Genomic DNA, 14,767 nt, shown 5'->3' on the forward strand with positions numbered 1-14,767 from the left:
GGTGTTGACGGGACGTGTTCATCCACCGTCGGTGGACAACGAGCTGTGGACAACGAACGGCAGGCGGTGTGGACACGCCTTCGATGGTGTGGCCTATACCTCGTTGAGGGTCAACCAGACGGGCGTGAAAAAGGGCCCGACCGTGACCGGTCGGACCCTCGCCGTGACCGGGCGGTGGGCGTACTCCTCAGGTGTTCTGCTTGATCCGGTTGGTCAGTTCGGCGATCTGGTTGTAGAGCGAGCGCCGTTCGGCCATCTGCTGGCGGATCTTGCGGTCGGCGTGCATCACCGTGGTGTGGTCGCGGCCGCCGAACGCCTGGCCGATCCGGGGCAGCGACAGGTCGGTCAGCTCGCGACACAGGTACATGGCGACCTGGCGGGCGTTCACCAGCACCCGCGACCGGGAGTGCCCGCGCAGGTCCTCCAGGCTCACCCCGAAGTAGTCGGCGGTGGAGACCATGATCTGGTCGGCGGTGATCTCCGGCCCGGCGCCGTCCGGGATGAAGTCCCGCAGCACCTCCTCGGCCAGCGACAGCTCCACGTTCGACCGGGTCAGGCTGGCGAACGCGGTGACCCGGATCAGCGCCCCCTCCAGTTCCCGGATCGAGTTCGAGACCCGGGAGGCGATGAACTCCAGCACGTCCGGCGGGGCGTACAGGCGCTCCTGCGCTGCCTTCTTCTGCAGGATCGCGATCCGGGTCTCCAGGTCCGGCGGCTGGATGTCGGCGAGCAGGCCCCACTCGAAGCGGGTCCGCAGCCGGTCCTCCAGGGTCGCCAGCTGTTTCGGCGAACGGTCGGAGGTGATCACGATCTGCTTGTTGGCGTTGTGCAGCGTGTTGAAGGTGTGGAAGAACTCCTCCTGGGTCCGCTCGCGGTTCTCCAGGAACTGGATGTCGTCGATCAGCAGGATGTCGACGTCGCGGTAGCGGCGCTGGAATGCGCTCGTCTTGTCGTCCCGGAGCGAGTTGATGAAGTCGTTCGTGAACTCCTCGGTCGAGACGTACCGGACCGAGCGGGCGTTACCCAATGTCGTGGCGTAGTGGCCGATGGCGTGCAGCAGGTGGGTCTTGCCCAGCCCGGAGCTGCCGTAGATGAACAGCGGGTTGTACGCCTTCGCCGGGGACTCGGCCACCGCCACCGACGCGGCGTGCGCGAAACGGTTGGACGAGCCGATGACGAACGTCTCGAACATGTACTTCGGGTTGAGCCGGTTGCCGCCGCTGTCCGCGCCGGTCGGCAGCCGCCGATCGTCCCGGCCGACCGGTCGCTGGTCCGGCCCGCTGCGGCCGGGACCACTGTCGGTGCCCCCGTCTGTCGGCATCGCCCGGATCACGTGCCGATCGCGGGGTGAGACGCCGGGCTCGTCGCCGTAGCGGGGCGCGAAGCCGCGCGAGTCGGTGGTCGGTCGGTCCAGATGCCTGGCCTGTTCGGTGAAGCCCAACCGCTCCTGCGCCCGCCCCGCAGCGCTCTCCGCCGGCCGGACAGGCTCGCCGAACCCGGCGCCGAAGAGGGTGTCCTGACCGTCGGGGGCACCGGGACCGGTACGGGCGCCGTCCTGGACGGGCGATGCGTCCGGCGGTGGGGGTCGGTCGAAGCGACCCGGGTGCGGCTGCTCGGGAATCAGCGGGAGCTGCCGCCCGCCCTCGGATCCGGGCGCGGGACCTGTCGACCGGCCGTCGGCCTCACCGGAACCGTGGTCGACGGAATCCGACTCGGGAGTGCTGCGGTAGACGGTGCCGGTGGTCCGCCCGTCCTCGGGTACCCGGACGGTGACGGCGACCTGTATCGGTCGGCCCAGCCGGCGGGTGAGCGCCTCGGTGATGGCCGGGCGCAGTCGGGACTCGATCACGTCCCGGGTGAAGGCGTCCGGCACGGAGAGCAGGACGGTGTCCTCGACTATCGCCCGCAGTCGGGTCAGCCGCAGGTACGCCCGCTGCTGCGCGGAAATGATCTCGTCGGCGAGTTCGTCGGTCGTCGCCGTCCACACCGCGGCAAGGTCGGTCGTACCGGCCACCGTCGTGCCACCCCCTCGCCTCTGCTCCCGGACGCCGCCGTCTCCCGGTGGCCCCGTACCGGCGGGCGAGTTGACGCCACCCACCCCATCGCCGCACCCGGTCGTTCTCCACAAGTTATCCACAGCCTGTGTACCGACCGATTGTGGCCGCCCGCCGGGCGCGGGTCGGACCTGCCCCCTGCCGTGGCTGGGCACTGAAGCGGGGTTCACCGTGCCGAACGATTCACTACCGTGTCCGGTCTTGCCTGCCGGCGACATCGGCGAAACTCCGACGCTGACCGCAATCGGGCACGGTAACAGCGTTGTCCGCGCGTCTTCAACCGCCGACGCACCTCGCTCCTGTCGGCATCCGTGAAAACCACCGCTTCGGTCGCCTTCCGCCGCAGCTCACCGCCGGAGTAGCCGGGTTTGACGCTGATTGCGCCCCGACCTAGGCTGGAGGGGCTGCTCTCACGCCCTCTGCTAGGGTGATGGGTGCTCGCTGCCCACGGTCGCGCACCGCACAACGCGGGGTCACGCACCGCCGGGTAGCACTGATCGGGGCCACCGCAGCGGCGGCCCGGACCACCACGACCCGGCGATCCACTCGTCCGGGGCGTCCGACAACGGAGAGCCTGACGTGAGCAAGCGCACCTATCAGCCGAACAACCGCCGGCGCGCGAAGACCCACGGCTTCCGGCTGCGCATGCGCACCCGGGCCGGTCGCGCCATCATCTCGACCCGTCGCGCCAAGGGCCGCGCCCGCCTGTCGGCCTGAGGCCGGTCAGGTCCGCTCCGGAGGACGTGGCTCGTGCTCGCGGCCGACCACCGACTGCGGCGCAGCAGCGACTTCGCCGCAGCGGTTCGCGGTGGCCGTCGAGCCGGTCGCGGCGCACTGGTCGTCCATCTGACCGTGCCGGGCACAGCCGGGTCCGACAACACAGCGCCGAAGCCGGCGCGGGACAGCGCGGAGGCACACTCCCCGCAGCTGTCCCGCGCCGGCTTCGTGGTTTCCAAGGCGGTCGGGCCGGCGGTGGTGCGGAACCGGGTCCGCCGTCGGTTGCGGCACCTGACCCGGGAGCGCCTCGTCGACCTGCCGGCCGGAAGCACCCTCGTCGTACGCGCCCTGCCGGCCGCGGCTGACGCCACCTATCAGCGGCTCGGCACCGACCTGGATGCGGCGCTCGCCGCCGCCCGGTCCGGCCGGGGTCGGCGGCCCCGATGAGCGCCGAGCAGACACCGTCCCGTCCGGCTACCCCGGGTGCCCGGGTGCTGACCCTGCCCATCATCGCGTACCGTCGGTGGATAAGTCCGGCGTTGCCGGCCCGCTGTCGGTTCTACCCGTCGTGCAGTGCCTACGCCCTGGAGGCGGTGGCCCGGCATGGCGCGCTCCGGGGAGCCGGTCTGACGGTCCGGCGACTGTCGCGCTGCCACCCATTCCATCCTGGTGGATACGACCCGGTTCCGGAGCCGGGCGGCCGCCGACCTGCCGACGTGACTGGAGCCTGAGAATTGAGTCTCGACTGGATCTACTACGCGATCTCGTGGATCCTGCTGGCCTGGCATTCGGCCTGGGACGCCATCGGCATTCCGGACTCCGCGGTCCTCGGCACCAACTGGGCGTGGATCCTGGCCATCGTCTTCCTGGTGGTCACGGTCCGGGTCATCCTGTTCCCGGTCTTCGTCAAGCAGATCAAGTCGCAGCGGGCGATGCAGGCGCTCCAGCCGCAGGTGAAGGCCCTCCAGGAGAAGCACAAGGGTGACCGGGAGACGCTCCAGAAGGAGATGATGGAGCTCTACCGGAAGGAAAAGGCCAACCCGCTCATGGGCTGCCTTCCGATGTTCCTCCAGATCCCGGTCTTCCTCGGCCTCTTCCACGTCCTGCGCCGCCTCAACCCGGACCCGGCGAAGAACAACAAGGACATCTACGGCTGGACCGTCGACCAGTTCAACAGCGCCTCCGACGCGACCCTGTTCACCGCCCCGATCGCCAGCAAGTTCGGCTCGACCGCGGCGGAGCTGGCGCAGCTCGGCGCCAACGGCACCGTCGTGAAGATCATGGCCGGTGTGCTGGTGCTGGTGATGATGGGCACCACGTACCTCACCAGCCGTCAGATGATCCTCAAGACGGGCTGGGCGGAAGACCCGCAGCAGCGCATGATCCAGCGTCTGATGCTCTACGGCATCCCGCTGTCGCTGCTGGTCTCCGGTGCCATCTTCCCGATCGGTGTGATCATCTACTGGGTCACCAACAACCTCTTCACCCTCGGGCAGCAGCAGTGGGTACTGCGCAAGTTCCCGCCGCCGGTGACCGCCACCAGCGCAAAGCCGGGCACCTCCGGCCGTAACGGGGCACAGCCGGCGAAGACTGGCGGGCTCTTCGGCCGGAGCAAGCCGGCTGCCGTACCGCCGCCTCCGGCCGCGCCGAAGATCGCCGGTCCGAAGCCGGGTGCCAAGCCGGCCAACCCGAAGAAGGGCCGCCCCGCCAAGCGGCAGGGCTGAATCGTCCGGGCCGCCGCCGGGAGACCGGCGGCGGCCCGTTGCGCGCCGTGCGGCCGCCGTCAGGCCGGCGCCGGAGCGCGAAGCGCCCCGCGTGCGGTGGCGGACGGGCGAGACTGCCCTACAGACGTGCCCGTGGGCACCGGCGACGTCCCGCCGGCCGCGGGAAACCAGCGGACCCGAGGTCCGGCCGAGCGAGTACGGAGATGACACCGTGACCGACACCAGCATCCCCCGCGCCGAACAGCACCTGGACGACGAGGAGCCGACCACGGCGGCTCCCGTCGTGGATGAGCCGGAGGAGACCGACGGCGAGGCACCGAGCAAGGCTGCCGGCGAGAGCGACCTGTTCCGGCAGAGCGAGATCGCGGCCGACTACGTGGAGGGTCTGCTCGACATCCTCGACTACGACGGAGACATCGACGAGCTGGTGTCGGGTGGCCGGCCGGTGGTCGAGGTCGTCGGCGGTCGCCTGCAGAACCTCGTCGGCCAGCGCGGTGCCACCCTGGAAGCACTTCAGGAACTGGCCCGGCTCGCGGTGTTCCGGCAGACCGGTTCGCCGAGCCGGCTGCTGCTCGACGTGGGCGGGTACCGGGCCAACCGGCGTAAGGAACTGGCGGCGGTTGCCCGTAACGCCGTCGAGAAGGTCAAGGAGCACGGTGAAGCGGTGCGGCTGGAGCCGATGTCCGCCTTCGAGCGCAAGTGCGTCCACGACGTCGTCAACGCGATCGACGGGGTGGAGAGCGAGTCCGAGGGCGTCGAGCCCAGCCGGCGCATCGTCGTCCGTCCCGCGGACTGACGGGTGACTCAAGACGACGCCAGAGGCGTTGCCGCGTCCGGCCCGGGTGGTACGCCGCCCGGGCCGCCGGCTGTTGCGCCTCAGCCCTCCGTTGCGGTGCTGCCGCCCGAACTGGCCGAGGCGGCTCGCCGGCTCTTCGGTGAACGCCTCAATGTCGCGGCTGCCTACGCCGAACTGCTCGTCACCGACGGAGTGGTACGAGGACTCATCGGTCCACGCGAGGCACCCCGGATCTGGGATCGCCATCTGCTGAACTGCGCGACGGTGGCCGAGTTGATCCCGTCGGGCGCGTCCGTACTGGACGTCGGATCGGGTGCCGGGCTGCCCGGCCTGGTGCTCGCCATCGCCCGACCCGACCTGGCGGTGACGCTCATCGAACCACTGGCCCGCCGTACCGTCTTCCTCGAGGAGGCGGTGACGGAACTCGGGCTCACCGACTCCGTACGGGTGTTCCGTGGTAGAGCCGAGGAAGCGGCGGCGGAGTCGGAGGCGGTTCCCGGCGACGTGGTCACCGCCCGCGCGGTGGCACCGCTGGACCGGCTGGCGGGCTGGTGCCTGCCGCTTACCGGGACCGGTGGTCGACTCCTCGCGTTGAAGGGTGCGTCGGCGGCGGAGGAGATCGCCGAGCATGCCGAGGCGGTGCACCGACTCGGCGGTGGTCGGCCGGTGCTGCACCGGTGCGGCGAGGGGATCGTGGACCCGCCGACCACCGTGGTCGAGATCATCCGGGAGCGTGCCGTCGGGCCGGCGCGTCGCACGTCGTCCAGGAAGTCACGGTCACGGCGGCGGTAGGGCTGTCGATCCGGCTGCTGCTTCTCTTGTCGCTCGCGCGGCTGAACCGGTCCGTACGCCGCGCCATTCCGCGCGCCCGTGGCGGTGTGGAGCCGTGGTCCGTGCGCGCCGCGACCGGCAGGTTACGAACCCGACGTGGACCGGCCGCGCCCATGCGCCGTAGGCTGGCCGCGCGTCGATAGTGTGGAGCGGGCGGCGATGGATCTCCCTCCGGGGCCCGACCGCTCCCGCCGGGCGGTACCTCTGCGGAGAGAGCGCGAGTGGCCCGGTTGGACGGGTGCGGACCGACCATCCGAAGCGGGCAGGGATGACAGGTGCATGACGACGGCAGGTACGACGATTCGCGCGTGACCGGGTCAGCTGGTGACCCTGTTTCACGTGAAACCGAATATCCGAACTGGCGGCCCTCCGAGGTGCCGCAGAGCCCACCGGAACCTGGCCGGAACGCGCCGACGTCGGGTGTCCCGTGGTCGGCGACCGGAGAGGGGCGCGATGGCGCGGATGCGAGTGGCCGTCCGGCCAACGCGTCACCCGACGCGCGGGTGATTCCGATCCGCCGGAACCCCTCCGCCTCCGCTCGGCTCGAAGCGGCGGCGGCGCACCCCCCGACCTCCGGGACGGTGCCGGATCCTCGACCGGCTTCCGACACGCCCGCGCCTGCGGCCGCGTCGTATGCGTCAGCCGTAACCGAGGCCGCGTACGTTTCACGTGAAACCCCGACGCGCGAAGAGGATGACCCACCGTTGGCTATGGAGGCGATGCGCGCCGTGCAGATCCTGAATCCCAGTGGCGAGGTGACCATGCCTCGGCCGGACCGGACCCGGGTCATGTGCGTCGCGAACCAGAAGGGCGGCGTGGGTAAGACCACGACCACGGTGAACCTCGCGGTGGCGCTGGCCCTGCACGGCAACCGGGTACTCGTGGTCGACCTCGACCCGCAGGGGAACGCCTCGACCGGCCTGAACGTGCCGCACCACACAGGCGTGCCGGACGTCTACGACTGTCTGATCAACAGTGTTCCGTTGGAGGACGTGACCCAGGCGGTCGAGGGCATCCCGAACCTCTGGTGCGTCCCCGCCACCATCGACCTCGCCGGCGCCGAGATCGAGTTGGTGTCCGTGGTGGCCCGCGAGTCGCGGCTGGACCGGGCCATCACCGCCTACCCGGGGCACTTCGACTACGTCTTCATCGACTGCCCGCCGTCGCTCGGCCTGTTGACAGTCAACGCCCTGGTGGCCGCGCAGGAGGTGCTCATTCCCATCCAGTGCGAGTACTACGCGCTCGAAGGGCTCAACCAGCTGATCAACAACATCAATCTGGTTCGTCAGCACCTCAACCCGCGGCTGGAGGTCTCCACGATCCTGCTCACCATGTACGACCGCCGTACCCGGCTCGCCGACGCGGTCGAGCAGGACGTCCGGAACCACTTCGGGGACAAGGTGCTCCAGGCGGTGATCCCGCGTAACGTGCGGGTCTCCGAGGCACCCAGCTACGGCCAGTCGGTGATGACCTACGATCCCGGTTCTCGGGGTGCCACGAGCTACTTCGAGGCCGCGCAGGAGATAGCCGAGCGGGGCGTCAAGGAGCCGGTGAGCCGGAATGCGTAGTGGGGACGAGGCGCTGGGAGGCGTGGCATGAAGAACCGTCCACGGGGCGGTCTGGGACGGGGCCTGGGGGCGCTCATTCCGACCGGGCCAGCGCCGGACGCCGGCGCTGGCGTCGGCGCGCCCACGACGGGGGCGAGCAGATCGCCGACCGTCGCGGCACCTGCCGCCATGCCGGTGTCGACCCAGACGATCGAGCCTGAGTCGACGCTGAGCCCGGTGCCCGGTGCACGCTTCGCGGAGATCCCGGTCGACTCGATCGTGCCCAACCCCAAGCAGCCTCGCCAGGTATTCGACGAGGAGGCCCTGGAGGAACTGAAGACCTCCATCCAGGAGGTCGGCTTTCTTCAGCCGATCGTGGTGCGACAGCTCGATGGCGAGAAGTTCGAACTCGTCATGGGTGAGCGCCGGTGGCGAGCCGCGCAGGCGGTGGGCCGGGAGAACATCCCGGCGATCGTACGGGACACCCGAGACGACGCCATGCTGCGAGACGCGCTGCTGGAGAACATCCACCGGGCGAACCTCAACCCGCTGGAAGAGGCCGCCGCCTATCAGCAACTGCTGGAGGAGTTCGGGGCCACCCACGAGGAACTCGCCAGGCGCATCGGTCGCAGCCGACCGCAGATCTCGAACACCATCCGGCTGATGAACCTGCCGGCGCCGGTGCAGCGACGCGTGGCTGCCGGTGTGCTCTCCGCCGGCCACGCCCGGGCACTGCTGAGCCTTGAGGATGCGGAAACGCAGGAGCAGTTGGCGTTGCGGATCGTCGCCGAGGGCCTGTCGGTGCGGGCGACCGAGGAGATCGTCGCACTCGCGCTCAGCGACGGACCGGGCAAGAAGGAGTCGGCGAAGCGCCGACCCAAGCCGCACGCGCCGGCGCTCACCGATCTGGCCGACCGCCTCTCGGACCGGTTCGACACTCGCGTGAAGGTCGACATCGGGCGGAGCAAGGGCAAGATCACTATCGAGTTCGCGACCGTCGACGACCTGGAGCGGATTGTCGGCATCATCGGAGTAGAGCCCGAAGAGCCGGGAGACTGAGCTACAGAACCGACCGGGCCGTCTCGTCCATTGTGGCGGGGCGGCCCTTGTCATCTGGTGAACTCGCAGCAGATCGGCACGGCAGGGCCCAGCGGCCCGTCCGCGGGAGCCTGAGGCACTCCACCCTCCGACGGCCTGAGGCGCTCCGTCGCCCGCGAGCGGACGGTCGCGGTCAGCCCGAGACAGGCCCCAGGTTCGGACGGCTCCTCGGGGCGTTCCTGAGCCAGGGTCCGCACGGGTTGCGGTGCGTCGGCCTGTCCGGCCATCGCTACGGCACGACATACCGCAACCCGGGGCCGGCCCCGGGTCCGGCGGCGAATCGCGGCCGGTCGCCGGAATCGAGCTGCCGCGACTAGTGCGGTGTCCAGGAACGTCGCCGGTCGTCGGCCGGCCCCGGCGCGGCCCGGTGAACGTCTCTGGACCCCGCACTAGCGCAGGTGCCGAGCGAAGAACCTGGCCGCGTCCTCCCCTGCGAACTGGGGGACGCCGGTGTGTCCGCCCATGTTGGCGTGCAGTGTTTTCTCCTTGGAGCCGAAGGCGTCGAACAGGTCCAGGGCCGCCTGCCGGTCGTTCCCTTCGTCATCCCACTGCAGCAGGACATGCAGCGGGATGGTGACCTGTCGGGCCTGCTCGAACATGGCGCGCGGCACGAAGCTTCCGGCGAAGAAGCCGGCGGCCACGATGCGGGGCTCGACCACCGCAAGCCGGATGCCGATGGAGATCAGTCCCCCCGAATACCCAACCGGTCCGCCGATCTCGGGCAGCGCCAGAAGGGCGTCCAGGGCGGCCTGCGATTCCGGGACCGCGCTTTCGACGAGCGGGAGAACGAGGGCGTCGATGATCTCGGCGCTGACCGGCTCGCCGGTCTCCATGGCCCGGCGCAGGTCGGCGCGGGCCTGCTCGGCGGCGGCCCAACGGGGCCGGTCACCGCTTCCGGGAAGCTCGATGGTGGCCGTGGCGAAGCCCTCCGCCGTGGCGTGGCGGGCCCGCGCCGCCAGACGGGGGTACATCGTGCGCAGTCCGAGCGGGGGGTGGCCGAGCAGGATCAGCGGGACTGGTGCCGATGCGGTTGCGGGCGTCCACAGGATGCCGGGGATCTCGCCGAGGGTGAACTCGCGTTCGAGGACGCCGTCATCGAGGCGCTGCTCAGTAGTGAATCGCATGGTCGTGCCTTTCGGGAGTGCTCGTGAAGTGGCGCTCCCGGACGACCTATCGCCCGACCGTGACCCCAGAGGGGAGCACCCATGTCGAAACGTTCACGGGTACCACCTCCTCGGTCTCTCGCACGGCCTCCGAGAAACTAACAGCGGGCCGCCTTGATTCGCCAACGGTTTCCCTGAGGCAGGCGCCGTGGGGCGGGTGCCACGGACAGGCCCGCACGCGATCGGGTGCGATGGGCGCTGACCGATCACGGCAACAACGCGGCTGCGCAGGTGTGGTGTTTCACGTGAAACGCGACGTGACCGAGGTTTCCCGCACCGGCCCCCGGTAGGGGTCTCGGCCTGATGGGGCAGGCCGAGGGAGGTCAGCAGAACCAGGGACGCGCAGTACGGCGGCGGCGCTCGATCGGATCTGGCAGCGGACCAGGCGCGCCGGGCGGAGTTCCTTCAGGGGCGGCGGGCGGACTTGGTTCCGGTCCCCGCGCCGGAGGGCAGCGGTGACGGGTCCAACCACCCGGCTGACGGTGGTAGTTGCTCCCTTGCCCGGCTCCACCGATTGGTGACCGAGGAGTTCTTTTGGGACCGCGCCTCGAACGGTCCCTTCCGCGCCCTCAGTCACTTGGGCGCTCGGCGAGGGCGGCAAGAGGTGACCTGTCTTGATCGCGCCGACGGCGCCGACGGGGGCGGGAGCAGCCCTCGTTTCACGTGAAACCGAGCGGCGCGCGGGTTGGGTGTACGGCCCACGGCAGGGTCACGCGGTGTCGTATCCGGCCGCTGATGTTATCCACACCGGTTGTCCACAGGCTCGCGGTGTTTCACGTGAAACATTGGCTGAAAACCCTTGTCGAGCCGGGATGGTGGGACGAATCCAGCAACCCGCCAGCCTGTGGATAACTCTGGGGAGAACTCCCCGGGGCGCGTCGTCCCGCCATTCGAACCTTCCGGAGAGCTGAACCCGATTCGGGTAGGGACAGCGGTCCAGGACTCGGTTAGGGTCAGCGTCGTGCAAGACACCCCTCCCTCAATTCCGGACTTCACCCAGTGGCCGTCCTTCCCCTTCGAGGGTGACCTCCGGGTCAAGCCCCTCGCCGATCCGGTCGCAGTCGAGCCGCCCCGCAAGGGGGAGGCTCACCGAGAATGCACCGCCTGCCTGGCGCCCGACGAGGCTTACATCTGGGTCGGTGAACGGTGGCGCGTCCGGGCAATGGATCGCCCGACCGGCCTGCCCATGGTCCTCATCCTGGAGTCACGGTCGCACCTCGATCTTGGCGACCTGCCGAACCTGCTCGCCGCCGAGCTGGGCGTGATGACGGTACGCCTCGAACGGGCTATCCGGTCGCTGGACGGGGTGGCCCGAGTGCACGTCAACCGGTGGGGCGACGGGTCCGCTCATCTCCACATGTGGTTCCTCGCTCGGCCGTACGGTCGGCTCCAGCTCCGTGGGACCTTCCTGTCGCTCTGGGACTCGATTCTGCCGCCGATCTCCGAGGAGCAGTGGCGGGAGAACCTCGCCCTTGTTGCGGCCTGGCTGGCCGAGTTTGGCGGGCGACCGCTTGCTGAGCCGCCCCGAATTCAGTGGCAGGCGCCGTCCAGCCTGGCTGCGCAGGCGGCCGCACCGGCTGAGGTGAAGCCGGCAGAAGGCGGGTCGCTCCTGGACGCCATCGGCGAGACAGCGGAACCGCCTGACGCCCCAGGTGTAGGTGTGGGCCCCGAGTCGTCAGACGGAACAACCCTGAAATCGTCGGACGGTAGGGATCCGGAGTCGACGAGCGACTCGGCACCTGAGCAGACGACCTTGGCGGCACCGCAGCGACAGACCGCAGTGGACGCGGCCGAGCAAGCTCCGTCTGAGTCGACGAGCCGGCCGATCCCCGGCTCAACGGGCCCGCAGGCCGAGGCCGACGGCAGTGGTTCGCCGGCCGGGACCGCCGAACCCCCGGCAACGGCCGGAACCGCCGAGACTGCCGAAGCAACCGGAGGCGCCGGGACCGTCGAGGTAGCCGGGAACGCCGAGGCGACCGGAAGTGGCCGGGCCACCGAACATGCGCCGAAGGGGGAGGCGGCAGCGGCGGAGCAGGCGCGAGCGGGGACCCCGGAGACGGGCCGTACCACGCCGTCGGTGGGCTGAGCCCCAGCAGTTGGCAGCAACCGGCCTGCGGCACCACGACACGCCCTGGCACACGTCGACTGGTGGACCAGGGCTGACCGTGACCAGATCCGCCGCCGGTAGCCGGTAGCCGGAAGCGGCCGATGATCGCTCGCGATGCTGCCCGTTGTCCGCCCGGGAAGGCAGGATCTCAGGCGGTTTCCGCCGGACGTTGTGCCCGGGTGGGATGTCAGCGGGCGGCGGCGCGGGCGACCAGGTTGCCGATCATGCGGCCGAAGTCGAGACCGGCGGCCTGTACGGCGAGCGGCAGCAGCGACGTCTCGGTCATGCCCGGCGAGACGTTCACCTCAAGCACGTGCGGCTGACCGGCCGAGTCGACGATCAGATCGACCCGGCTGAGGTCGCGCAGGCCGAGGGCGGTGTGGGCGGCCAGGGCGACCTGTGCCACCGATTCGGCGACTGAGGGCTCCAGACGGGCCGGGCTGTGCCAGGTGGTCCGGCCGGCGGTGTAACGGGCCGCGTAGTCGTACACCCCGTTGCGAGGCACGATCTCCACGGCCGGGAGCGCCTGCGGGCCGTCGCCCAGGTCGACCACGGAGACGGCCACGTCCATGCCGGGAACGTACCGCTCGACGAGCGCCGTCGAGTCGTACGCGAAACAACCGACCATGGCAGCCGGCAGCGACGCCGCGTCCCGAACCACGGCGGCGCCCAGGCCGGAACCGCCCTGGGCGGGCTTCACCATGAGCGGCAGCCCCAACCGGTCGACGATGCGATCCAGCACGGCCACCGCGCCGAGTTCGCTGAACCGGTCGTGCGGCAGCGCGACCCAGTCCGGGGTGGCGATGCCGGCCTCCCGCAGCACGGCCTTCGCCGACGGCTTGTCCCAGGCGAGGCGGGAAGCCCGAGCGTCGCATCCGACGTACGGGACACCGCAGAGGTCCAGGACGCCGCGCAGCGAGCCGTCCTCGCCGGTGGCGCCGTGCAGGGCGATCACCACGGCGTCCGGTGGGTCCGCGGTCAGCGCCGGCAGCAGGGCGACGTCGGCGTCGCGCAGCTCGGCCTGCATTCCGACGGCGCGCAGCGCGTCGAGTACCCGGCGGCCCGAGCGCAGCGACACGTCACGCTCGTACGACAGGCCACCGGCGAGGACGAGTACGTGGAGATCGGTGGTCTCGGGGCCCGACACGGCGGGTTCTTCGGCAGCGGTGACACCCATGCCGGGCATCATGCCAAGTCTGGTCCGGGTGCATCCCAGCCGGCCCGGCGTTGCCGGGCGTCGGACCCGCTGACCGCGCCGAACACCCGGCGCATGGCGATGTCCTGCTCCATCACACTGGCCAACCGACGGATGCCCTCGCGGATCCGCTCCGGGGACGGGAACGAGAAGTTGAGCCGCATGTGAGAGTTGCCGCTGCCGTCGGCGTAGAAGCCGGTGCCGGGCACGTAGGCGACCCGCGCCGCGATGGCACGGGGCATCATCGCCTTCGAGTCCAGCCCGTCGGGCAGCGTGGCCCAGACGAACAGCCCGCCGCCGGGCACGGTCCAGCGGGTGCCGGTCGGCATCAGGTCATCCAGTGCGGCGAGCATCGCGTCCCGCCGCTCCCGATAGACCTCCCGGTAGACCTTGAGCTGCTCGCGCCAGGGCATCGTGCCGAGGTACGTGCTGACGGCGGCCTGCGCGTACGCGCTGGGGCAGAGGATCTGTGCCTCGCTGGCGATCACCAGCTTGTCGCGTACCGCGTGCGGCGCGAGGATCCAGCCGACCCGCAGCCCAGGGGCGAACGTCTTGGAGAACGTGCTGAGGTAGAAGACGCCGTCCCGGCGCCGCGCCCGCAGTGGCGCGGGCGCCTCGCTCTCGAAGCCCAACTGGCCGTACGGGTCGTCCTCGACCACCAGCAGCCCGGCGCGCTCACAGATGTCGAGGACCTGCTCGCGCCGCTGCTCGGTGAGCGTCACGCCTGTCGGATTCTGGAAGGTGGGGATGGTGTAGAGGAACTTGACCCGACGTCCGGCCCGGGCCTGCTCCGCGATGGCGAGCTCCAGCGCGGCCGGGATCAGACCGTCGTCGTCCATCGGCACGTGTACGACCTGTGCCTGGGCGGCCTGGAACACCCCGAGTGCGCCGACGTAGGTCGGCCCCTCGGCGAGCACCACGTCACCCGGGTCCAGGAAGAGGCGGGCCACCAGGTCGAGCGCCTGCTGCCCACCCACTGTCACCACCACGTCCTCCGGCGAGGCGCCGCAGGCGGCGTCGATGCCGGAGAGGGCCATCACCTCACAGATCCGCTCGCGCAGCTCCAGGGTGCCCTGACCGATGCCGTACTGCAGGGTGGTGCTGCCATGTTCGGCGCCGAGCCGGCCGAGCATCTCCCCGACGGCGTCCAGCGGCAGCGCGGCGATGTAGGGGGCGCCTCCGGCGAGTGAGACGACCTCCGGTCGGCTGGCCACCGCGAACAGGGCCCGGATCTCCGACGCGGTCATCCCCCGGACCCGGCGGGCGTACCTGTCGGTGTAGTCGTCGAGTGTCGTGCCGGTCATCACATCACCCCGATGGCTGCTCGGACGGCTCCGGTCCCGGATACCCCGGACAACGGCGACCATGGCGGTACGGCGCGCCGAGTGTCGATCCTAGCCGCCGTACGTCGTCCGACGCTCCCTCGATTATTCGGGCGTCCACATGCCGGACCGGCGGCCCACGCCCCTGAGGTGGACGTTCACGCTTAGTCTCCCCTGTCGGCGATCGGCGGCGTACGATCGCTCGTCGGGGGC

At 70.4% G+C, this 14,767-nt stretch carries 13 protein-coding genes; 9 read left to right on the forward strand and 4 right to left on the reverse strand.

Features of this window, described 5'->3' with window-relative positions; translation table 11 throughout:
- Positions 1–187 precede the first annotated feature (187 nt).
- Positions 188–2,272: a chromosomal replication initiator protein DnaA gene (gene dnaA, locus CLT74_RS21805; RefSeq protein WP_486582478.1), complete on the reverse strand. Its 2,085-nt coding sequence runs from the start codon at positions 2,270–2,272 to the stop codon at positions 188–190.
- A 361-nt stretch (positions 2,273–2,633) separates the two neighbouring features.
- Here dnaA and rpmH point away from each other — a divergent pair, with 361 nt between their 5' ends.
- From rpmH to CLT74_RS21845, 8 genes are all read left to right on the forward strand, one after another.
- Complete coding sequence (rpmH, locus tag CLT74_RS21810) at positions 2,634–2,771, forward strand: 50S ribosomal protein L34 (protein ID WP_013736606.1); 138 nt, start codon at positions 2,634–2,636, stop codon at positions 2,769–2,771.
- Positions 2,772–2,804: 33 nt separating this feature from the next.
- Positions 2,805–3,218, forward strand: coding sequence for a ribonuclease P protein component (rnpA, locus tag CLT74_RS21815; RefSeq protein ID WP_099848397.1), 414 nt, complete (start codon positions 2,805–2,807; stop codon positions 3,216–3,218).
- On the forward strand, positions 3,215–3,502 hold the full coding sequence (gene yidD, locus CLT74_RS21820; protein ID WP_099848400.1) for a membrane protein insertion efficiency factor YidD: 288 nt from the start codon (positions 3,215–3,217) through the stop codon (positions 3,500–3,502). The genes rnpA and yidD overlap by 4 nt, the downstream gene beginning before the upstream one ends.
- Before the next feature lie 3 nt (positions 3,503–3,505).
- Positions 3,506–4,495, forward strand: coding sequence for a membrane protein insertase YidC (gene yidC / locus CLT74_RS21825; RefSeq protein ID WP_099848401.1), 990 nt, complete (start codon positions 3,506–3,508; stop codon positions 4,493–4,495).
- A gap of 211 nt (positions 4,496–4,706) precedes the next feature.
- Positions 4,707–5,291 carry a R3H domain-containing nucleic acid-binding protein gene (locus tag CLT74_RS21830; protein ID WP_099848403.1) on the forward strand — a complete coding sequence of 195 codons (585 nt, stop codon included), beginning with the start codon at positions 4,707–4,709 and terminating at the stop codon, positions 5,289–5,291.
- Between the two features lie 96 nt (positions 5,292–5,387).
- The gene (rsmG, locus tag CLT74_RS21835; RefSeq protein ID WP_486582480.1) at positions 5,388–6,083 is read left to right on the forward strand and encodes a 16S rRNA (guanine(527)-N(7))-methyltransferase RsmG; all 696 of its coding nucleotides are present in this window, start codon (positions 5,388–5,390) and stop codon (positions 6,081–6,083) included.
- A gap of 314 nt (positions 6,084–6,397) precedes the next feature.
- Entirely contained in the window at positions 6,398–7,690 is a 1,293-nt protein-coding gene (locus CLT74_RS31495; protein WP_099848407.1) for a ParA family protein, read from the forward strand.
- A 27-nt stretch (positions 7,691–7,717) separates the two neighbouring features.
- Positions 7,718–8,728: a ParB/RepB/Spo0J family partition protein gene (locus CLT74_RS21845; RefSeq protein WP_099848409.1), complete on the forward strand. Its 1,011-nt coding sequence runs from the start codon at positions 7,718–7,720 to the stop codon at positions 8,726–8,728.
- 428 nt (positions 8,729–9,156) lie between these two features.
- Here CLT74_RS21845 and CLT74_RS21850 read toward each other — a convergent pair whose 3' ends face one another.
- Positions 9,157–9,891 (reverse strand): alpha/beta hydrolase, encoded by a 735-nt coding sequence (locus tag CLT74_RS21850; protein WP_099848411.1) that lies wholly within the window; start codon positions 9,889–9,891, stop codon positions 9,157–9,159.
- A gap of 1,021 nt (positions 9,892–10,912) precedes the next feature.
- On the opposite strand from CLT74_RS21850, the gene CLT74_RS21855 reads away from it, so the two are divergent.
- Positions 10,913–12,016, forward strand: a complete 1,104-nt coding sequence (locus CLT74_RS21855) for a hypothetical protein (RefSeq protein ID WP_486582751.1) — start codon at positions 10,913–10,915, stop codon at positions 12,014–12,016.
- A 208-nt stretch (positions 12,017–12,224) separates the two neighbouring features.
- On the opposite strand, the gene CLT74_RS21860 is transcribed toward CLT74_RS21855, so the two are convergent.
- A complete protein-coding gene (locus tag CLT74_RS21860; protein ID WP_099852567.1) occupies positions 12,225–13,214 on the reverse strand; it encodes a D-alanine--D-alanine ligase in 990 nt (329 codons plus the stop codon).
- An 8-nt stretch (positions 13,215–13,222) separates the two neighbouring features.
- On the reverse strand, positions 13,223–14,536 hold the full coding sequence (locus CLT74_RS21865; protein ID WP_099852571.1) for an aminotransferase-like domain-containing protein: 1,314 nt from the start codon (positions 14,534–14,536) through the stop codon (positions 13,223–13,225).
- Positions 14,537–14,767: the final 231 nt, after the last annotated feature.

The sequence above is a fragment of the Verrucosispora sp. CNZ293 genome (genome assembly GCF_002754655.1).